Consider the following 18,342-nt stretch of genomic DNA (forward strand, 5'->3'; position numbering starts at 1 on the left):
CGACGGCAAGGCGTCCGCGCTCGATCCCGGCTAGATCTTTCTGACCACACCGGGCTGCCCCGGCGCGCATTCGAGCGCGCCGCGGTCCCAGTTCGCGCTGATCGCGGCAGCCTCATAGCTCGACTGCAGGAATTCGAGCAGCGCCCGGTCGGGATCGGCAGCGGTGCGCACGGCGTCGTAGGGCAGGATGAATTCGCCGAGCGCCTCGCTGAAGAACGCCGCAGCGGGCCCGACCTGCTTGCTGCGATAACCCGGCGGCTCCGGGTAGGCGTAGGAATAGAACGCGGGATAATCGATCGCGCCGCCGCCCGGCCAGAAGCCGGCGCTGCTGACTTCGTGCGAATAGGCCTCGTGCGCCACGCTGTCAGGCAAATGCGGCACGCCTCCGGGATGCCGCGGCGCGAGGCGGCCCGAGAAGCGCGTGACCGCGAGATCAAAACTGCCCCAGAAGAAATGCACCGGGCTGGCCTTGCCGAGAAAGCCGGTGCGGAAGCGCTTGAAGACGCGGTCGCAGTTCACCAGAATCTGGTGAAAGCGGCGCACCGCATCGGCATCGTAGGATGCGTGCTGGGTGTCCTGCGAAAACCTGACGGGATCGGGCAGCTCGTTCGGCATCTCGTCGATCGCAACCTCGATGCCGAGGTCCTTCAGGCTGGCCATAATTGCTGCGTAGAAGCTCGCGACCGATTGTCCGGCCAGTGCGAACCGGCGCTCGGCGCCGTCGCTGGTCGAGATACGCAGCACGTGATCGATGAAATCGAAGTCGATCTGGAAGGTGCGATCGCCGTCCGGGATCGGCGAGGTCGTCAATCCGCGCGCCGTGACATAAAGCGTGACGTGCCAGGAATGGTTGAGCCAGGGCGATTTCGTCAGCCGGATCTTGCCGGCGATCTGGGTCCAGAGCTGGAGCGTCAGGCTGGTGTCACGCCACGCCGCGGTCGGCAGTTCCGGCCAGCGGTTCTTCGCAGTGTTGGTCATGGCAAAACTCCCGGGCGCTGCTATGCGACCTGTATTCTATCATTGAAGGGTGAACATGCGGATGGCGCGGGGGCAGGGCGGCAGTCCCGAACGAGCATGCCGCCCCGACGCATCGGCGGTGCAGCTTAGCCGTGAAGTTTCTTGGCCGTCTCGGCGATGACGCGGCCCTGGTAGCGTGCGCCGGCGAGCTCGTTCTCGCTCGGCTGGCGGCTGCCGTCGCCGCCGGTGATCGTGGTGGCGCCGTAGGGCGCGCCGCCGGTGACTTCGTCGAGCTTCATCTGGCCGGCAAAGCCATAGTTGAGGCCGACCACCGTCATGCCGAAATGCAAGAGGTTGGTGATGATCGAGAACAGCGTGGTCTCCTGGCCGCCATGCTGGGTCGCGGTCGAGGTGAAGGCGCCGCCGACCTTGCCGTGCAGCGCGCCCTTGGCCCACAGGCCGCCGGCCTGGTCGAGGAAATTGGCCATCTGCGAGGACATGCGGCCGAACCGGGTGCCGGTGCCGACGACGATTGCATCGTAGTTGGCGAGGTCATCGATCTTGGCGATCGGCGCGGCCTGGTCGAGCTTGTAGTACGACGCTTTCGCGACCTCGGCCGGCACCAGCTCGGGCACGCGCTTGATATCGACGGTGGCGCCGGCTTCGCGGGCGCCTTGCGCGACGGCATTCGCCATCGCCTCGATGTGACCGTAGGCGGAGTAGTAGAGGACGAGAACCTTGGCCATGATGGCTTCCTTTCAGGTTTTCAGGGGGGAGGAGGTTTTGGGGAAACACATGCGCGGAGCTTTGTCCGCGCATGGAGCGGTGGAAGGAGGTTACGCCGCGTCGACCAGCACGAGCTCGGCGTCCTCGAGCGCGGTGATCTTCAGTGTGGCTTCGTCGCGGATCGCGGCGCCGTCGCGCGCGTTGACGCGCACGCCGTTGACCTCGATGCTGCCGGCTGCCGGCACCAGATAGAGGTGGCGGGCCCTGTCGGGCGCATACTCCGCGCTCTCGCCGGCCTTCAGCGTGGTGGCGAGCACCCGCGCCTTGGCGCGGATCGGCAGCGCATCGGCGTCGCCGTCAAAGCCCGAGGCGATGGTGACGAGCTTGCCCGAACGGTCGGCCTTGGGGAACGGCTTCGAGCCCCAGGTCGGCTGGCCGCCCCTCGTGGTCGGCTCGATCCAGATCTGGAAGATCTTGGTCTTCGACGGTTCCAGATTGTATTCGGAGTGACGGATGCCGCTGCCGGCGCTCATCACCTGAACGTCGCCCGCTTCGGTGCGTCCCTTGTTGCCAAGCGAATCCTGGTGCGTGATCGCGCCTTCGCGGACATAGGTGATGATCTCCATGTTGGCGTGCGGATGCGCGGGGAAGCCGCTGTTGGGTGCGATCTCGTCATCATTCCACACGCGCAGCGCGCCGTGGCTCACATTGTCGGGATCGTAGTAGCTCGCAAACGAAAAGTGATGCTTCGCCTTCAGCCAGCCGTGATCGGCACCGCCGAGCTTTGCGAATGGTCTCAGTTCGATCATTTGTGATGTCTCCTTGATTGGAATGTTTGCGGAGGGGCCGGGCGAATTGCGCCCGGCATCTTTCGGAATTCTTCGATCAGGCGCCGAAGCCGCCGTCGACGTTGAGCACAGTGCCGGTCACGAAGGAGGCTTCCGGGCTCGCCAGGAACAGCACGCCGGCGGCAACTTCCTCCGGGCGGCCGAAGCGCTGCAGCGCGTGCTGCAAGCGCTGCGTCTCGGCAAACTCGCCGCCGTCCTTCGGGTTCATGTCGGTGTCGATCGAACCCGGCTGCACGACGTTGACGGTGATGCCGCGCGGTCCGAGGTCGCGCGCTGCACCCTTGGTGTAGCCGACGACCGCCGCCTTGGTGGCGACGTAGTCGGCAAGGCCCGGGAACGAGGCGCGATCGGCCAGCATCGAGCCGACGGTGACGATGCGGCCGCCTTCGCCCATCAGCTTGGAGGCTGCGCGGATCGCAGTGATCACGCCGTCGATGTTGATCGCTTCCTGGCGGGCGAGGTTGGCGGTGTCGACCTTCGGGTCATCGACCGCGCCGCCATTGGCAACGCCCGCATTGTTGACGAGGATGTCGAGCCGGCCAAAATCCCTGGCGACGGTCTTCACCAGCTGATCGACGTCGGATGATGACGCCTGATCGGCCTTGTAAGCGCGGGCATCGATGCCGCTCGCCTTCAACTCGGTAACGACGGCCTCGGCCTTTTCCGGCGAGGCGACGTAGCTGATCGCGACACTGGCGCCTTCGGCGGCGAGCGCCCGGGCGCTGGCAGCGCCGATGCCGCGGGAGCCGCCGGTGACCAGGGCAACCTTGCCTGAGAGCTTCTTGGTCATTGGATTTCTCCATGGGTTAAGTTCTGTTGACCCTTGGATATGCCTCCCGCTGTGATATAGAAATAGAAACTATCGAAACTCATTGTTTCCCATATTGAGCAAGCGGGACCACTGCCCATGCCGAAACTGCCGGACTTCGAGGCGCTCGCGATTTTCGCAAAAGTCGTGGAATTACGGTCGTTTGCAGCGGCCGCGACCGAGCTGTCGCTGTCCAAGGCCACGGTCTCCAAGGCGGTCAGCCGACTGGAGGAGCGGCTCGGCGCGCGGCTGTTCAACCGGACCTCGCGGCGGCTGGCGCTGACCGATGCCGGCCAGAAATTGTCGGAGCGCGCGGCCCGGCTGCTTGCCGACGGCGAGGCCGCCGAAAACGAGGCGCTGGCGCAATCGACCACGCCGCGAGGGCTGGTGCGGCTCGCGGTGCCGATGAGTTTTGGCATCAAGACGGTGGCGCCGCTGCTGCCGGAGTTCATGGAAGCCTATCCGGAGGTTTCGATCGATCTCCACCTCAGCGATGCGACGGTGGACCTGATCGGCGAGGGTTTTGATGCCGGCCTGCGCATCGCGCGGCTGCCGGACTCTTCGCTGATCGCGCGAAGGCTGTGCGCGATGCCGCGCTACACGGTGGCCGCGCCGTCCTATCTGAAGCGCCACGGGCGGCCGACGCATCCGATGCATCTCGCCGATCACAAATGCTTCGGCTACGCCTACCTCTCGACCCAGGGCGTCTGGCAATACACCAACGCCTCAGGCGAGCAGGCCAATGTGCGTCCCGCGGGGCAGCTGCGGGTCAACAATGGCGAGGCCGTGATGCCGGCGCTGGTCGCCGGCCTCGGCATCGCCGATCTGCCCGACTTCATCGTCGGCGACGCGATCGCGCGCGGCGAGGTCGAGGTGATCCTCAAGGGCTGGAAGCAGCCCGAGGGCGCCGTTCATCTCGTCACCCCGCCCGGCGGCCCGCGCCCCGCGCGGGTGGAAGTGCTCGCGGATTTTTTGGCGAAGCATTTTGCCAAGGGCAAGAAACGCCCTTCGTAGCATTTTCGTAGGGTAGGCACGCTTCGCTTTTGCCCACCCTGTGAGTTGCGGCTAGTCTCTCCCCACAACGACAAAAACCGCCGGGGAGAAACTTCGATGAACCGCCGCGAACTTCTGCGCGCTGCTGCCGCATTGCCGCTTGCGCACGCCGCGCTCGCAAACTCCGCCTTCGCGCAAAGTCCCTATCCCACCCGCAACATCACGATGATCGTGCCGTTTCCGGCCGGGGGCCAGGCCGATCTCGCGGCGCGGCCGGTGGCGGCGGCACTGGAGCGGATCCTCGGCAAACCCTGCATCGTCGACAACCGCGCCGGCGGGGCAGGCGGATCGATCGGCAATGCGCAGGCCGCGCGCGCCGAGCCCGACGGCTACACGCTGTTGATGACGCTGTCCTCGCTCGCGGTGCTGCCGGAGGCCGACCGCCTGTTCGATCGCCCGGTCGCCTATGAGGTCTCGCAGTTCGCGCCGGTCGCGCGCGTCCTCGCCGATCCGACGCTGCTGGCGGTGCCGGCCTCGGCGCCGTGGAAAACGCTGCAGGAATTCGTCGACGATGCGAAGAAGCGCCCGGGCCAGATTCCCTACGGCTCGTCCGGCCCCTATGGCACGCTGCATGTCGCGATGGAGATGTTCGCCGCCAGCGCAGGAATAAAACTGCTGCACGTGCCGTTCCGCGGCGCCGGGCCCGCGCTCACCGCGCTGCTCTCGGGCACGGTGCAGGCGCTGGCGTCGGCGCCGGGCACGCTGAAGCAGCAGGTCGAGGACGGCAAGATGCGCGTGCTCGCCAATTGGGGCAATGAGCGGATCGCGAGCTTCCCCGACCTGCCGACCTTCAAGGAACTCGGCTACAAGGACGTCGAGTTCTACATCTGGGCGGGATTGTTCGCGCAGGCCGCGCTGCCGGCGCCGATCATGACCCGGCTGCGCGAGGCGATGGCCGAGGCCGTGAAGGCGCCGGAGGTGATCAAGACGTTTGAGACCGCCGGCAGCCCGGTCGCCTATCTCGACGCGCCCGAGTTTTCAAAATTTGTTGCAGCCGACAGCGCGCGCTTGATCGCGGCGGTGAAGAAGATTGGCAAGGTCGAGTAGGGAACCTGCTCACGATTTTCTTCACATTTAGTTGTGCTTGAGATCGATCCTTGAAACGATCCTTGGCCGCATTCATTTGCCAGCATTAGCGCGAATGCGACGCGGAACTTCCGCGCGCTTCATGAATCGGATGAGGGGACGCGGCATGCAAATGCATCGGATGGTCCTGAGCCTGGCGATCGTTATCGGCGGCGCGGCCGCCGCGACGCCTGCGCTCGCGCAAGAATATCGTGGAACCTGGGAACAGCAGATGGCGTGCACGCCCGACGTGATGCGCCTGTGCGGTGACCAGATTCCCGACACCAACCGCATCGTCGCCTGTCTGCGGCAGAACACGGCACGGCTTGGCAGTTCCTGCCGCGCGGTGTTCGAGTCGCAAGCGCAACAGCAGGCCGAGCAGCAACCGCGGACGCAGGGGCGCGCGCCGCAGCCGCAGTATCAGCAGCGCCCGCGCGCGCCGCAGCAGGTACAGCCTGCGCCGCCGCGGCCATCATACGATGACGACGACGATTAACCTCGAGGCCGAGTAGTACCTGCATCGGAATTGCGTCCCCTCTCCCGCTTGCGGGGGAGGGTTAGGGTGGGGGCTCTCTTCGCAACATGACTAGCGGAGAGAGCCCCCACCCGGATCGCATCGGTCGATGCGATCCGACCGCAAGCGGGAGAGGTGCACTGAGAATCCCGTCGGACTAACCGAACCAAACTGTTGTCGCGCTAGGCCCTGACCTCGCAGACGTCGACCCACTCGGCCGTGGTCAGTTCCGCCAGCCGGTCGGGTGTGATGCGTACCGCGCTGTGGGTCGAGCCGGCGGCGGGCACGACGATGTCGAACGCCTTCAGCGACACATCGCAATAGACCGGCAGCGGCGTCTTCAGCCCGAACGGGCAGACGCCGCCGACCTCGTGGCCGGTGATCTCGGCGACCTCGTCGAGGCCGAGCATCTTCGGCTTGCCGCCGAACATCGCTTTCACCTTATTGTTGTCCATTCGCGCGGTGCCGCTGGCGACGATCAGCACGACGCGGTCGCCGACGCGCAGGCTCAGCGTCTTGGCGATCCGCGCCGGCTCGACGCCATAGGCCTCCGCTGCCAGCACGACGGTCGCAGAGCTCACGCTGGATTCGATCACGGCAATGTCGGGCGCCTTCTCGGCGAAGAAGGCACGAACGGACTCGAGACTCATATGATTTCAGGACCTTGAAGATTCAGGATTTGGCAGACACCAAAGCGGGAAGCTCGGAGAGGCCGTGGATGCGGTGATCGGGCGCGACGCCGAGCTCGTCCATCTGGGTACGCAACGCCTTGAACATCGTCAACGGGGCGACGGTTTCGCTCTCGACGCAGGCGAGCGCCATCGCTTCCGGCGTCACCCGCTCGATCCAGGCGACGTTGAGGCCGAACGCCTTGGCGCCGCAGGCGTCCCATGGATTGGAGGAGATGAACAGCACCTCCGCGGGTGCGACCTTCAGCACCTCTTCGATCAGCGTGTAGGCCTCGGGCGCCGGCTTGAACACCTTGTGCGCATCGACGCTGATCGTGGCATCGAGCAGCCGGTCGAGCCCTGAGTTGCGCACCAGCGCATTGAGCATGTCGGGGCTGCCGTTGGAGAGGATCGCAAGCTTCCGGTCCTTCATCGCCTCGAGCGCCGCCACCGCATCCGGATACAGCGCGAGATGCTGATACTTGTCGATGATGCGCGCGAACGTCGCATCGTCGTATTGCAGGCCGAGGCTGCGCAGCGTGTAGGCCAGCGAGTCGCGGGTGGCGACGGAAAAGTCCTGGTAGCGCCGCATCAGCGTTCGCAACCAGCTGTATTCGAGCTGCTTGATGCGCCAGATCTGGGTGATGATGTCGCCATAGCCCGGAAAGGCGTCCTCGGTGACATCGGCCACCGACTGGACATCGTAGAGCGTGCCATAGGCATCGAAGACAACAGCTTTGATGGTCATTGTGTTTTCTCTTGTCCGCCGATCGTCGCATACAGGAATTTCCTGAGAGCGTCGATGGATTGATCGCGGACCGGCTCGTTGAATTCCAGGAGATGACCGAGTAACCGCCCCGGCGTGCGGTATTGCGGCACGTCGAAACCATGGTAGGCGCCGGGATAGACGATGAGCTGGATCGGATAGCCGAGGCCCTGCTGGCGCGAGATGCCGTCATCGTCGCGGCCTTCGGCCAGGTTCCGGCACTCCTGCGCCGGCGTCCAGTCGTCGAGCTCGCCGACCATGATCAGGGTCGGCACCGTCATGTTGCCCTTGATGCCGAGGCAGCGCGGATAGAAGGCGACGGCGGCGCGGAATTTTTCGGTCGCGTAGCGCTCGATCGCACCGCGCTCGACCGAGAGCAGCGCGAGCCATCCGCCCTGCGAAAAGCCGACCACGGCAATGCGTTCCGGATCGACCTGGGATTGCCGGGTCAGGAAGCTCAGCGCGCGATAGGCGTCGTGAATCGTTGCCGCCGGAACGCCGCCGATGCAGGTGTTGCTGATGCCGCGCGGGCCGAACCGGTCCACCGTGAGCGTCACATAGCCCCAGGCCGCGAGCCGCTTGCCCCAGCGCTCGTCGAGCTCGCGCCACAGGCCGCTGCAGCCATGCAGCAACACCACGGCGGGCAAAAGACCCGGTCGCTCCGGCCGCCGCAACAGGCCCTGCAACGGCTGCGTGTTGGTCAGCGGGCTTTCGAGCTCGACCAGCGCGGCAGGAATTTCGGCCGCCGCCGCAGGCTTGCCGCCCGCGCTCCCGACCAGGAGCACGGTGAGGAGGGTGGCAAGTCCGGCGCAGTTCGTCATCGGCTGCCCCGCTAACGCGCGATCGTGATCGCGCTTTAGCTCTTTGCTTGAAGCATGATCTTTTCGGAAAAACCGCCTCGCTTCCGGATCATGCTTTAGCGTGCCGCCGATGATACTCCCTTAAATCCCCAAAATCTTGCGCGCGTTGGCCTTCAGGACCTTTGGCCGGATCTCCTCGCGGATGTCGAGCTTTGCAAAATCGGCGAGCCAGCGGTCCGGCGTGATCACCGGCCAGTCGGAGCCGAACAGCATCTTGTCCTGCAGGATCGAGTTGATGTAGCGCACCAAAATCGGCGGAAAGTATTTCGGCGACCAGCCGGAGAGGTCGATATAGACGTTCGGCTTGTGGGTCGCGACCGACAGCGCCTCTTCCTGCCAGGGGAAGGAGGGGTGCGCGAGGATGATCTTGAGGTCGGGAAAGTCGGCCGCGACGTCGTCCATGTACATCGGGTTGGAGTATTTCAGCCGCATCCCCATGCCGCCGGGCATGCCCGAGCCGACGCCGGTCTGGCCGGTGTGAAACAGCGCGATCGCGCCGCCGTCATTGATCGCTTCATAGAGCGGATAGGCCATGCGGTCGTTGGCGTAGAAGCCCTGCATGGTCGGATGGAATTTGAAGCCGCGGACGCCGTAGTCCTCGATTAGCCGCTTCGCCTCGCGCACCCCGAGCTTGCCCTTGTGCGGGTCGATCGAGACGAACGGGATCAGGACGTCGAGATGGTCGGAGGCGATCTCCAGCATCTCCTCATTCTTGTAGCGGCGAAAGCCGGTCTCGCGCTCGGCATCGACCGGGAAGATCACCGCCGCGATGTTCTTGGCGCGGTAGTAGGCCGCGGTCTCCGGCACGGTTGGCGGATGCTTGTGCGGCGATTTGAAATACTCCGCCATCTGGGCCTGGAAGTCGTCATAGCCGTCGTCGCCATGCATGCCGCAGGGCTCCTCGGCATGGGTGTGGATGTCGATCGCGACGACTTTTTCGATGTCGGGCAGTTTGAGCTTGGGCATGGCGGTTTCCCCGGCGGCCTGATTGGTGGCGTTGGATAATGATTATAATATATAACGAATTTCGCAAGGGCCGTTTCTAACTGCGGGCAGCCATCTGACCGGGTTCCAGCCGGGCGGTGAAGATCGGCCCGTTTCGGTTGACATTTGCCGGTCCGATGGCTTAGAAACCGCCCCGTCCCGGGCGGCAGGGTCGCTTGTCGGGATAAATCCATTTTCGCCGTTCTTTGCCATCGATTGGTCGTGGCATGGATCGGTACGGCCTCCAACACGGGCCTTTCGAAGCAACAGGATTGGTCCCATGAAGGTCCGTAACTCGTTGAAGTCGCTGCGCGGTCGTCATCGCAACAACCGCCTGGTCCGTCGCAAGGGCCGCGTCTACGTGATCAACAAGGTTCAGCGCCGCTTCAAGGCGCGCCAGGGTTGATCGGCGGGCCCGTTTCGGGCCCCGAACTGCGCTCCTCACAGGTCTTTGACGCCGCGCTGCTTTGCAGCGCGCGTTTGCGCGTCTAGACTTGCCCCATGCGTTTGAGACTTCCTGGGACCAACCACCGCCGGCTGGCGATCGTCCTCGCCGCGCTGTTGGTGATGCCTGTCGCCGCGGCTGCGCAGGGCGATCCCCGCGTGATCCCGCCGCCGCGCACCCAGAAGAAGCTGCCGGAAGCCCCGACCAAGCTGCCCAAGGTTCCGGCCGACCGCTCGCGCGGGCTGGATTTCCTGTTCGGCGCGCTGAAGGCCGCGCCCGATGAAGACAGCGCCCGTCATGTCGAGGCGCGGATCTGGGCGCTGTGGCTGCAGACCCCGAGCGACACCGCCGCGCTGCTGATGACCCGCGCCAAGGCGGCGATCGACGCCCAGAACATCGATGTCGCGCTCAAGCTGCTGGACGCCGTGATCAAGCTCAGGCCGGACTATGTCGAGGCCTGGAACCGGCGCGCGACGCTGTATTACCTAAAGAACGACTATGTCCGTTCGCTGGAAGACCTGCAGCAGGTGCTGTCGCGCGAACCGCGCCATTTCGGCGCGCTGGCGGGCGTCGGCATGATCATGCAGGATCTCGGCGACGAGAAGCGGGCGCTGGACGCGTTCCGCAGGGCGCTGGCGGTCGATCCCTTCCTCGAGAAGGTGCCGGACATGGTCAAGCAGCTCTCCGAAAAGGTCGAAGGCCGCGACATCTGATTGCGTGCGGCGGCTTGCCGGCCCGGCATGGGCAGCAAAGCCGTGACATTGTTGCTGCTGGCCAGCGCGATGATGCTCGCAGCCGGAACCTGTGCCTCGCCGACAGCCCTTATTCGGTGGTCGGAAATCACGCCACAGGCCGCTGTCCGATCGTCAGGACCAATCCGGTGATCGACGGCGACAACTGGTTCGGGGACGAACCCTTAGTGGCGGATGCGAAGCTTGCTCGCTCGACGGTCGGCGCCTGTCCGAAGGACGAACTGTCCCGCGAAGACGACGATGGCGAGACGCGCTAGTGCAGGAACTTGCCGCGGGGTGCGCTATCCTGGGCGGCGGCAGCGTAGAACTGCTGTAGCTCCGCCTCCAGATGCTCATTGACGAGCAGCAGCGCCTTCAGGGCCCCGCGCAGGTCGCCATTGCAGCTTGCCACGATCTGGTCGATTGCCGCATCGCTAGGGTCGGAAATCATGGTACTCCTCCGATTATTCCCGTTGAACTCGTCGTGAGGACGCCGGTTCCTGTGGATACAGTGCACAAGATAGGAAGCGTCCCGGTTTGGATGAAGCCTCGCCGCTGATGGCAAAATTGCCGCGGGCAATCTATGGAATCGTTAATGACGCTGGTATGAACCCGCTATCCACAGGCTGGGGGTACTGTGGACAACCGCGGAAACCGCTGCGCGCCTCGCGCTGGGCCCTTGATGCTGGGTGGCAACAGACCTCCTGTCCCACACCCACTTAGGCTAAAGGTTGATTGCCTTCTCCCACAGGTTGCGCCACAGCTGTGGCGGGCTGGGGGAATGCATATTTTATGAAGCAGATGATTGCCGCGGCGCTTTGCGTCGCGCTGGGCGCCTGTGCCTCTGTGACGCGCGGCACCACTGAAACCATTTCGATCGCCTCGACGCCATCAGGTGCGACGGCCGACATTGCGGGACTGGAAGTGCCGACGGCCTGCGTGACGCCGTGCGCGATTCAGGCGAAGCGCAACGCCGACATCGTCGTGACGGTCAGCAAGGAAGGCTATCAACAGCAGATCATCCCGCTGACCAAGGATATCAGCGGATCCGGCGGTGCCGGTTTCGCCGGCAATCTGTTGCTCGGCGGCGTGGTCGGCATGGGTGTCGACGCGGCGACCGGCGCCGCACTCGATCACAAGCCCAATCCGGTCATTGTGACATTGCAGCCGGCCGCGCCTCCGCCGCCACCACCGCGGCCGCCCAGGCGGCGCGACTCGAGGCCCGTCTCGTAGCCGCATCACCCTGCCAATTGGACTTCGGGCGTTAAAGCGGGGTAGCATCGAAACTGGCCGGTGCTCCCGCCGTAACTTTTCGGTGCGCAGGATTTCCCCGATCGTCGTGATGCTTGTCTTGATCGTTGTGCTTACGGTCGCCGGGCTCGTGCTGGCGACGCAAGTCGGCTCGGCGATGATTGAGCGCGCGTTTCCGGCCCATGGCCGCCTGGTCGATGTGGCCGGCGGCAGGCTGCATGTCGTCGAGCTCGGCCCGCGGGACGCCGCCGGCCCGCCGATCGTGCTGCTGCATGGTGCAAGCTCCAACCTCCGCGTCATGCAGCATCCGCTGGGCGAGCGGCTGGCGCGAAACCATCGCGTAATCCTGATCGATCGTCCCGGCCATGGCTGGAGCACGCGCGACCGCGTCGAGGATGCCGCGCCCGAAATCCAGGGCCGCATGATCATCGAGGCGCTCGGCAAGCTCGGCGTCGGCCGCGCGCTCGTGGTGGCGCATTCCTGGGCCGGTGCGCTCGCGCTCCGCATGGCGCTGGATCAGCCGGACCGGGTCGCCGGCCTGGTGCTGCTCGCGCCGGTCGCCTATCCGTGGCGCGGCGGCGCCGGCCGCTACAACAATGTGATCTCGACGCCGCTGATCGGGCCGCTGCTCGCGCACACCATCACGCTGCCGCTCGGCCGGCTGGTCGCGGAGGCAGGCGTGCGCGGCGTGTTCGCGCCGCAGCCGGTGCCCGCCGATTTTATCCGCGACAGCGCCACGCTGCTGCTGTTGCGGCCGCGCGAGTTCATCGCCAATGCGCGCGATCTGGTGACGCTGAAAGCCGCGGTGATCGCGCAGGCGCCGTGCTACGCCGAGATCAAGGCGCCGATCTCGATCATTGCGGGCGATGCCATCGACAAGACGGTCTCGACTGCCATCCATTCGCGCCCGCTCGCCGCCACCGCGCCCAACACGAAGCTAACCGTACTGCCGGGCGTGGGCCACATGGTGCAGCAGGTGGCCGCCGATCTTGTACTGTCCGAGATCGAGACGATGGCCGGCCGGGTGGCGCCGCAAATGGTGACGGTGCAATAGCTGCCGCGCACCGGCCGATCCGCACGAATGTGATCCGGCGAGGCTTGCGCGGTGCGAGGCCGCCGAACATCATGCCCCCGCGCGGTTCTCGAGTTTCATCAAAGGACAAGTCTCATGCGGATCGACAACGTCGCCGACCTCATCGCTGAAACCCTTGCCCAGGCCGGCGTGAAGCGCATCTACGGCATCGTCGGCGACAGCCTCAACGGTCTGACCGAGGCCCTGCGCAAGCGCGGCACGATCGACTGGCTGCATGTGCGCCACGAGGAGGTGGCGGCTTTTGCCGCGGCCGCCGAGGCCCAGCTCACCGGCGAGCTTGCGGTCTGCGCCGGCTCCTGCGGCCCGGGCAATCTGCATCTGATCAATGGCCTGTTCGATGCGCATCGCAGCCGCACCCCGGTGCTGGCGATCGCGGCGCAGATCCCGTCCGCGGAAATCGGCGGCGGCTATTTCCAGGAGACCCATCCGCAGGACCTGTTCCGCGAATGCAGCCATTATTGCGAGCTGGTGTCAGATCCGTCGCAGCTGCCCTACATGCTGGAGAACGCGATCCGCGCCGCGGTCGGCAAGCGCGGCGTCGCCGTGCTGGTGCTGCCGGGCGATGTCGCGTTCAAGCCGGCGCCGAAGCGCAACGTCTCGCCCAATGCCGGCCTGCTGCCACCGGCGCCGGTGGTGCGGCCGGCCGACGCCGAGTTGACGGCGCTGGCCGATCTGCTCAACGGCGCGCGGCGGGTCACGCTGTTCTGCGGCCGCGGCTGCGCCGGCGCGCATGCCAATCTGATGAAGCTCGCCGAGGCGCTGAAGAGCCCGATCGTGCACGCGCTCGGCGGCAAGGAATATGTCGAGTACGACAACCCCTACGATGTCGGCATGACCGGCTTCATCGGCTTCTCCTCCGGCTATGCCGCCATGCACGCCTGCGACGTGCTGCTGATGCTCGGCACCGATTTTCCCTACAAGCAGTTCTTCCCGACCGATGTCAGCATCGCGCAGGTCGATATCCGCCCGGAGAATCTCGGCCGCCGCTGCAAGCTCGATCTCGGCATCGTCGGCGACGTCAACGAGACCATCGCCGCGCTGCTGCCGAAGCTCACCGCCAAGACCGAGCGCAAGCATCTCGACGCCGCCATGGCGCACTACAAGGATGTCCGCGCCGGCCTCGACGATCTCGCTCGCGGCACGCCGGGCCAGAAGCCGATCCATCCGCAATATCTCGCCCGCCTGCTCAGCGAGAACGCCTCCGAGGACGCGGTGTTCACGGCCGATGTCGGCACCCCGACGATCTGGTCGGCGCGCTATCTCAAGATGAACGGCAAGCGCCGCCTGATCGGCTCGCTGGTGCATGGCTCGATGGCCAATGCGATGGCGCATGCGATCGGCGCCCAGGCGGCGCAGCCTGGGCGGCAAGTGGTCTCGATGTCGGGCGATGGCGGCTTCGCCATGCTGATGGGCGACCTGATCACGCTGACCCAGGCCAAGCTGCCGGTGAAGGTCGTGATCTTCAACAACAGCGTGCTCGGCTTCGTGGCGCTGGAGATGAAGGCCGCCGGCTTCATCGAAACCGGGGTCGATCTGAAGAACCCCGACTTCGCGGCGATGGCCCGCGCCATGGGCATTCACGGCATCAGGGTCGAGGATCCCGGCGAGCTCGAGGGCGCGGTCCGCGACGTGCTCGCGCATAACGGCCCGGCGGTGCTCGACGTCGTGACCGCGACGCAGGAATTGTCGATGCCGCCGACCATCACGCTGGAGCAGGTCAAGGGCTTCAGCCTGTGGGTGCTGCGCGCCGTGATGAGCGGCCGCGGCGACGAGGTGCTCGATCTCGCCAAGACCAATCTGTTGCCGCGCTGACCGGGCGCGGCAAAGTCCGCCCTGAGATCAGCCTCAGGGCGGACGCAAGCCCGATCCGGGCGATTTACTGCTTCTGCTTGCCGTCCTTGTCGAACGAGGAGATGTAGGTCCAGAGGTTGTTGGCCTCGGTCTCGTTCTTGATGCCGGCGAACGCCATCTTGGTGCCGGGGATCTTGGCCTTCGGGTCCTTGATGTATTCGAGGAAGGTCGCCTTGTTCCAGGTGATGCCGGAATTCTTGTTGGCGTCCGAGTAATTGTAGTCCGGCGCACTGCCGGAATGGCGGCCGTCGAGGCCGTTGAGCTCGGGTCCGACCTTGTTCTTGGCGCCTTCGCCGATCGCGTGGCAGGCGAGGCACTTGTTGAACGAGGTCTTGCCGGCGGCCGCATCCTGGGCCAGCGCGGAGGATGCGAAAGCCAGCGATGTGACGACCGCCAGCGCGCTCAAGGTCTTTAGCTTCATGGGGTGCTCTTCGTTTCGTCCCGGGAGGTGAGTAGAATCGTTTGTGGCATGTCCGGCTTGGGCAGGACAAGCCACGAAACTTTGACAGTTTTCATGACAGCCCGCTTGTCTCAGAGCGAACTCGCCCTGCCGGGTGCAGGCAAGACCGACCTTTGGCCGGTCGATCGAAACAGGTGCGGACGTGGTTGATTTGTCGTAACAAATCGGCAACAGGACGATGCCCCGAAGGGAACTGCGATGTCCATCATGATGCCGGCGGCCGATCAGGCCGTCCTCGATCGCCGCGGCGAAATCGTGGCGGCCCTGCGTGCCATCGTCCCGGGAGAGGGCGTGGTCGACAGTGCCGCCGAGATGCTGGCCTATGAATCCGACGGGCTGACCGCCTACCGGCAGCCGCCGATGGTCGTGGTGTTGCCCGATACCACCGAGCAGGTGGCAAAGGTCCTGAAATATTGCCACGCGCAGGGCATCAAGGTGGTGCCGCGCGGCTCCGGCACCTCGCTGTCCGGCGGCGCGCTGCCGCTCGCCGACGGCGTCCTGCTTGGGCTCGGCAAGTTCAAGCGGATTCGCGAGATTGACTTCGACAACCGCGTTGTCGTCACCGAGCCCGGCGTCACTAATCTGGCGATCAGCCAGGCGGTCGCCCATGCCGGGTTCTATTACGCGCCCGATCCGTCGTCGCAGATCGCCTGCTCGATCGGCGGCAATGTCGCGGAAAATTCCGGCGGCGTGCACTGCCTGAAATACGGCATGACCACCAACAACGTGCTGGGCTGCGAGATCGTGCTGATGAACGGCGAGATCCTGCGCATCGGCGGCAAGTCGGCGGAGAACGCCGGCTACGATCTGATGGGGATCATCACCGGCTCCGAGGGCCTGCTCGGCGTCGTCACCGAGATCACGGTGCGCATCCTGCGCAAGCCGGAGACGGCGCGCGCCCTGATGGTCGGCTTTGCCGAGGTCGAGGCCGCCGGCGAATGCGTGGCGCGAATTATCGGCGCCGGCATCATCCCGGGCGGCATGGAAATGATGGACAAGCCCGCGATCCACGCCGCGGAGGCCTTCGTCCATGCCGGCTATCCGCTCGACGTCGAGGCGCTGCTGATCATCGAGCTCGACGGTCCGTCGGTCGAGGTCGATGAGTTGATCACGCGGGTCGAAAGCATCGCCAAGGGCTGCGGGTCGGTGACCCTGCAGATTTCCAATTCAGAGGCCGAGCGCAATCTGTTCTGGGCCGGCCGCAAGGCGGCGTTCCCCGCGGTCGGCCGCATCTCGCCCGACTATCTCTGCATGGACGGCACCATCCCGCGCGGCGCGCTGCCGAAGGCGCTGGCGCGGATCCGCGACCTGTCGGAAAAATACGGCCTCGGCGTCGCCAACGTGTTCCACGCCGGCGACGGCAATCTGCACCCGCTGATCCTCTACGATGCCAACAAGCCCGGCGAGATCGAGAAGGCGGAAGCGTTCGGCGCCGACATCCTGCGCTGCTGCGTCGAGCTCGGCGGCGTGCTCACCGGCGAGCACGGCGTCGGCATCGAGAAGCGCGACCTGATGGGCGAGATGTTCACCGAGATCGACCTCAACCAGCAGCAGCGGCTGAAATGCGCGTTCGACGCGAAGGGCCTGCTCAACCCTGGAAAAGTGTTTCCGACCCTGCACCGCTGTGCCGAGCTCGGCCGCGTCCACGTCCATGCCGGCAAGCTGGCGTTTCCGGATATCCCGCGGTTCTAAAGCGTGATGCGACCAGGTTGATCGTCATCGCGCTTTGGCTTCTTGCTTGAGCATGATCTTCGCGCAAACGCCCATCGGAACGGAACTGGCTCTAGTGGGGCTGAGCGTAGGGTGCAGCATTCATCAGCAGCACGGCAAAAAGCAGGACCAGATAGAGCATAGAAAACGCGAACAGGCGACGAGCAGGCCGCCATTCCCTGTCGTGGCTTCGACGGACATGCCATGCGAGAAAAATCATGGTCGCTCCCAGCATCGCCGCGGCCGCGCCATAGATGGCTCCCGCGAACCCCAGTGCACAGGGGAGCAGTGAGATCGGAACCAAAATCACACTATAAAGAAAAATCTGGCGCTTTGTTTCGGTCTTGCCGGCCACGACCGGCAACATCGGCACACCGGCGCGGGCATATTCTCCAGCAAGATTGAGCGACAGTGCCCAGAAGTGGGCCGGCGTCCAAAGGAAGATGATCAGAAACAGGCTGAGCGGCTCGAGCCCGACATTTCCGGTGACCGCAGCCCAGCCGATCACCGGCGGCAGTGCACCGGCGGCACCGCCAATGACGATGTTCTGCGGTGTTCGGCGCTTGAGCCACATCGTGTAGACGACGACGTAGAAGAAAATTGTGAAAGCAAGCAGCGCAGCCGCGGCCATGTTCAGCAAAGCGCCGAGGGCGAGGACGGCGCACGTGCCAAGCATCAATCCGAACACCAACGCTTCCGAACGCGATACACGGCCGCTGGGGATCGGGCGGATGGCGGTCCGCGCCATCACCGCATCGATGTCGGCATCGTACCACATATTGAGCGCAGCTGCGGCGCCGGCTCCCGCAGCGATGCAAAGAAGCGCAACGACGCCGGTGAAGGGATCGATGCCGCCTGGTGCGACCATCAGACCGACGAGCGCGGTGAAGACGACCAGCGACATAACGCGCGGTTTCGTCAGTGCGACGTAATCTCCGATGTTGGCATAGCTCCGGCGAAGAATTGAACGATTGATTTGCACGAGATTGATTCCTCGTCAGTTCGATACTCAGAAGGCCGTCGGTCGACGGCTTTCTTCGCAGAGTCCCGGACGAAATGGCTTGTCCTTCGCCTTCAGGATGCCTTGCTTGGTCCAGTTTGGCGGCACGGCGCAGGTGATCATAGCCGTCCTGCGCCTAGTTCGCCGACGCGAAAAATATGACGCGGAGCAGATGCGTATAGTCGGATTCGAACACCATGATCCCTACAAAAACCAGCACCAGCACCGGCGGCAACAGGATGGCGTAAGCCAACGCCAGCCGCTCCCAGGCCATGTGCATGAAGACAGCGACGATCAGGCCGGCCTTGAGCACCATGAACAGCAGGATCAGCGACCACCGCAGGTGGCCGTGGATGCCAAAATAGTCGACGAGATAGGAGCAGGTGCTGAGCACGAACAGCCATCCCCAGACCACGAGATAGAGCTTGATGGGATGCTGCTGGCCCTCTGCGTGCGCGCTGCCTGATGCCACCGCGTCATGCACATAGGTATGAAGCGCATGCTGTGCTGCCTGCCCTTCGACATGTACTGCTGCTTCTGTCATGCGCTACC

Annotated in this window: 22 protein-coding genes; 10 read left to right on the plus strand and 12 right to left on the minus strand. The window is 64.8% G+C overall.

Features of this window, described 5'->3' with window-relative positions:
- Positions 1-30: 30 nt before the first annotated feature.
- From XH93_RS06925 to XH93_RS06940, 4 genes are all read right to left on the minus strand, one after another.
- Positions 31-978 carry a DUF5996 family protein gene (locus XH93_RS06925; protein WP_194472934.1) on the minus strand — a complete coding sequence of 316 codons (948 nt, stop codon included), beginning with the start codon at positions 976-978 and terminating at the stop codon, positions 31-33.
- Between the two features lie 125 nt (positions 979-1,103).
- Positions 1,104-1,703, minus strand: a complete 600-nt coding sequence (gene wrbA, locus XH93_RS06930; protein WP_194472935.1) for an NAD(P)H:quinone oxidoreductase — start codon at positions 1,701-1,703, stop codon at positions 1,104-1,106.
- 90 nt (positions 1,704-1,793) lie between these two features.
- On the minus strand, positions 1,794-2,492 hold the full coding sequence (locus tag XH93_RS06935) for a pirin family protein (protein ID WP_194472936.1): 699 nt from the start codon (positions 2,490-2,492) through the stop codon (positions 1,794-1,796).
- 76 nt (positions 2,493-2,568) lie between these two features.
- On the minus strand, positions 2,569-3,321 hold the full coding sequence (locus tag XH93_RS06940) for an SDR family NAD(P)-dependent oxidoreductase (protein WP_194472937.1): 753 nt from the start codon (positions 3,319-3,321) through the stop codon (positions 2,569-2,571).
- A gap of 117 nt (positions 3,322-3,438) precedes the next feature.
- Between XH93_RS06940 and XH93_RS06945 the strand changes: the two genes are divergently transcribed.
- The 3 genes from XH93_RS06945 (at position 3,439) to XH93_RS06955 (ending at position 5,953) form a co-directional block, all read left to right on the plus strand.
- Positions 3,439-4,353: a LysR family transcriptional regulator gene (locus tag XH93_RS06945; protein WP_139480703.1), complete on the plus strand. Its 915-nt coding sequence runs from the start codon at positions 3,439-3,441 to the stop codon at positions 4,351-4,353.
- Positions 4,354-4,449: 96 nt separating this feature from the next.
- Complete coding sequence (locus XH93_RS06950; protein WP_194472938.1) at positions 4,450-5,439, plus strand: tripartite tricarboxylate transporter substrate binding protein; 990 nt, start codon at positions 4,450-4,452, stop codon at positions 5,437-5,439.
- Between the two features lie 145 nt (positions 5,440-5,584).
- Positions 5,585-5,953 (plus strand): hypothetical protein, encoded by a 369-nt coding sequence (locus XH93_RS06955; RefSeq protein ID WP_246799501.1) that lies wholly within the window; start codon positions 5,585-5,587, stop codon positions 5,951-5,953.
- A gap of 200 nt (positions 5,954-6,153) precedes the next feature.
- On the opposite strand, the gene XH93_RS06960 is transcribed toward XH93_RS06955, so the two are convergent.
- The 4 genes from XH93_RS06960 to XH93_RS06975 form a co-directional block, all read right to left on the minus strand.
- Positions 6,154-6,621: a YbaK/EbsC family protein gene (locus XH93_RS06960; RefSeq protein WP_194472940.1), complete on the minus strand. Its 468-nt coding sequence runs from the start codon at positions 6,619-6,621 to the stop codon at positions 6,154-6,156.
- Between the two features lie 22 nt (positions 6,622-6,643).
- On the minus strand, positions 6,644-7,387 hold the full coding sequence (locus tag XH93_RS06965) for a haloacid dehalogenase type II (protein ID WP_139863483.1): 744 nt from the start codon (positions 7,385-7,387) through the stop codon (positions 6,644-6,646).
- Positions 7,384-8,226: a dienelactone hydrolase family protein gene (locus tag XH93_RS06970; RefSeq protein ID WP_194472941.1), complete on the minus strand. Its 843-nt coding sequence runs from the start codon at positions 8,224-8,226 to the stop codon at positions 7,384-7,386. The genes XH93_RS06965 and XH93_RS06970 overlap by 4 nt, the downstream gene beginning before the upstream one ends.
- Positions 8,227-8,346: 120 nt before the next feature.
- Entirely contained in the window at positions 8,347-9,231 is an 885-nt protein-coding gene (locus tag XH93_RS06975) for an amidohydrolase family protein (protein WP_139863481.1), read from the minus strand.
- A 298-nt stretch (positions 9,232-9,529) separates the two neighbouring features.
- On the opposite strand from XH93_RS06975, the gene ykgO reads away from it, so the two are divergent.
- The 3 genes from ykgO (at position 9,530) to XH93_RS06990 (ending at position 10,703) form a co-directional block, all read left to right on the plus strand.
- On the plus strand, positions 9,530-9,655 hold the full coding sequence (gene ykgO, locus XH93_RS06980) for a type B 50S ribosomal protein L36 (RefSeq protein WP_002718645.1): 126 nt from the start codon (positions 9,530-9,532) through the stop codon (positions 9,653-9,655).
- A 95-nt stretch (positions 9,656-9,750) separates the two neighbouring features.
- Entirely contained in the window at positions 9,751-10,407 is a 657-nt protein-coding gene (locus tag XH93_RS06985; protein ID WP_194472942.1) for a tetratricopeptide repeat protein, read from the plus strand.
- Positions 10,408-10,421: 14 nt separating this feature from the next.
- Positions 10,422-10,703 carry a hypothetical protein gene (locus XH93_RS06990; RefSeq protein WP_246799502.1) on the plus strand — a complete coding sequence of 94 codons (282 nt, stop codon included), beginning with the start codon at positions 10,422-10,424 and terminating at the stop codon, positions 10,701-10,703.
- Here XH93_RS06990 and XH93_RS06995 read toward each other — a convergent pair.
- The gene (locus XH93_RS06995) at positions 10,700-10,876 is read right to left on the minus strand and encodes a hypothetical protein (protein ID WP_172626676.1); all 177 of its coding nucleotides are present in this window, start codon (positions 10,874-10,876) and stop codon (positions 10,700-10,702) included. The two genes, XH93_RS06990 and XH93_RS06995, sit on opposite strands and share 4 nt — an antisense overlap.
- Positions 10,877-11,217: 341 nt before the next feature.
- Here XH93_RS06995 and XH93_RS07000 point away from each other — a divergent pair, with 341 nt between their 5' ends.
- The 3 genes from XH93_RS07000 (at position 11,218) to poxB (ending at position 14,581) form a co-directional block, all read left to right on the plus strand.
- Positions 11,218-11,658, plus strand: a complete 441-nt coding sequence (locus XH93_RS07000; RefSeq protein WP_194472943.1) for a PEGA domain-containing protein — start codon at positions 11,218-11,220, stop codon at positions 11,656-11,658.
- A 109-nt stretch (positions 11,659-11,767) separates the two neighbouring features.
- Complete coding sequence (locus XH93_RS07005) at positions 11,768-12,730, plus strand: alpha/beta fold hydrolase (protein ID WP_194472944.1); 963 nt, start codon at positions 11,768-11,770, stop codon at positions 12,728-12,730.
- 114 nt (positions 12,731-12,844) lie between these two features.
- The gene (gene poxB / locus XH93_RS07010; protein WP_194472945.1) at positions 12,845-14,581 is read left to right on the plus strand and encodes a ubiquinone-dependent pyruvate dehydrogenase; all 1,737 of its coding nucleotides are present in this window, start codon (positions 12,845-12,847) and stop codon (positions 14,579-14,581) included.
- A 64-nt stretch (positions 14,582-14,645) separates the two neighbouring features.
- On the opposite strand, the gene cycA is transcribed toward poxB, so the two are convergent.
- Positions 14,646-15,041, minus strand: coding sequence for a cytochrome c-550 CycA (cycA, locus tag XH93_RS07015; RefSeq protein ID WP_139863478.1), 396 nt, complete (start codon positions 15,039-15,041; stop codon positions 14,646-14,648).
- A gap of 237 nt (positions 15,042-15,278) precedes the next feature.
- On the opposite strand from cycA, the gene XH93_RS07020 reads away from it, so the two are divergent.
- Positions 15,279-16,772 (plus strand): FAD-linked oxidase C-terminal domain-containing protein, encoded by a 1,494-nt coding sequence (locus XH93_RS07020; RefSeq protein ID WP_139863477.1) that lies wholly within the window; start codon positions 15,279-15,281, stop codon positions 16,770-16,772.
- A 91-nt stretch (positions 16,773-16,863) separates the two neighbouring features.
- Here XH93_RS07020 and XH93_RS07025 read toward each other — a convergent pair whose 3' ends face one another.
- Positions 16,864-17,772, minus strand: a complete 909-nt coding sequence (locus XH93_RS07025) for a heme o synthase (RefSeq protein WP_194472946.1) — start codon at positions 17,770-17,772, stop codon at positions 16,864-16,866.
- A 154-nt stretch (positions 17,773-17,926) separates the two neighbouring features.
- Positions 17,927-18,334 carry a cytochrome C oxidase subunit IV family protein gene (locus XH93_RS07030; RefSeq protein ID WP_194472947.1) on the minus strand — a complete coding sequence of 136 codons (408 nt, stop codon included), beginning with the start codon at positions 18,332-18,334 and terminating at the stop codon, positions 17,927-17,929.
- Positions 18,335-18,342: the final 8 nt, after the last annotated feature.

It is taken from the genome of Bradyrhizobium sp. CCBAU 51753 (assembly GCF_015291565.1).
GTDB lineage: Bacteria > Pseudomonadota > Alphaproteobacteria > Rhizobiales > Xanthobacteraceae > Bradyrhizobium > Bradyrhizobium ivorense.

Bases quoted from the DNA above. Each gene is read 5' to 3' on its own strand.
- XH93_RS06925 (WP_194472934.1), bottom strand. From the start codon at position 978: ATGACCAACACTGCGAAGAACCGCTGGCCGGAACTGCCGACCGCGGCG.
- wrbA (WP_194472935.1), bottom strand. From the start codon at position 1,703: ATGGCCAAGGTTCTCGTCCTCTACTACTCCGCCTACGGTCACATCGAG.
- XH93_RS06935 (WP_194472936.1), bottom strand. From the start codon at position 2,492: ATGATCGAACTGAGACCATTCGCAAAGCTCGGCGGTGCCGATCACGGC.
- XH93_RS06940 (WP_194472937.1), bottom strand. From the start codon at position 3,321: ATGACCAAGAAGCTCTCAGGCAAGGTTGCCCTGGTCACCGGCGGCTCC.
- XH93_RS06945 (WP_139480703.1), top strand. From the start codon at position 3,439: ATGCCGAAACTGCCGGACTTCGAGGCGCTCGCGATTTTCGCAAAAGTC.
- XH93_RS06950 (WP_194472938.1), top strand. From the start codon at position 4,450: ATGAACCGCCGCGAACTTCTGCGCGCTGCTGCCGCATTGCCGCTTGCG.
- XH93_RS06955 (WP_246799501.1), top strand. From the start codon at position 5,585: ATGCAAATGCATCGGATGGTCCTGAGCCTGGCGATCGTTATCGGCGGC.
- XH93_RS06960 (WP_194472940.1), bottom strand. From the start codon at position 6,621: ATGAGTCTCGAGTCCGTTCGTGCCTTCTTCGCCGAGAAGGCGCCCGAC.
- XH93_RS06965 (WP_139863483.1), bottom strand. From the start codon at position 7,387: ATGACCATCAAAGCTGTTGTCTTCGATGCCTATGGCACGCTCTACGAT.
- XH93_RS06970 (WP_194472941.1), bottom strand. From the start codon at position 8,226: ATGACGAACTGCGCCGGACTTGCCACCCTCCTCACCGTGCTCCTGGTC.
- XH93_RS06975 (WP_139863481.1), bottom strand. From the start codon at position 9,231: ATGCCCAAGCTCAAACTGCCCGACATCGAAAAAGTCGTCGCGATCGAC.
- ykgO (WP_002718645.1), top strand. From the start codon at position 9,530: ATGAAGGTCCGTAACTCGTTGAAGTCGCTGCGCGGTCGTCATCGCAAC.
- XH93_RS06985 (WP_194472942.1), top strand. From the start codon at position 9,751: ATGCGTTTGAGACTTCCTGGGACCAACCACCGCCGGCTGGCGATCGTC.
- XH93_RS06995 (WP_172626676.1), bottom strand. From the start codon at position 10,876: ATGATTTCCGACCCTAGCGATGCGGCAATCGACCAGATCGTGGCAAGC.
- XH93_RS07000 (WP_194472943.1), top strand. From the start codon at position 11,218: ATGAAGCAGATGATTGCCGCGGCGCTTTGCGTCGCGCTGGGCGCCTGT.
- XH93_RS07005 (WP_194472944.1), top strand. From the start codon at position 11,768: ATGCTTGTCTTGATCGTTGTGCTTACGGTCGCCGGGCTCGTGCTGGCG.
- poxB (WP_194472945.1), top strand. From the start codon at position 12,845: ATGCGGATCGACAACGTCGCCGACCTCATCGCTGAAACCCTTGCCCAG.
- cycA (WP_139863478.1), bottom strand. From the start codon at position 15,041: ATGAAGCTAAAGACCTTGAGCGCGCTGGCGGTCGTCACATCGCTGGCT.
- XH93_RS07020 (WP_139863477.1), top strand. From the start codon at position 15,279: ATGTCCATCATGATGCCGGCGGCCGATCAGGCCGTCCTCGATCGCCGC.
- XH93_RS07030 (WP_194472947.1), bottom strand. From the start codon at position 18,334: ATGACAGAAGCAGCAGTACATGTCGAAGGGCAGGCAGCACAGCATGCG.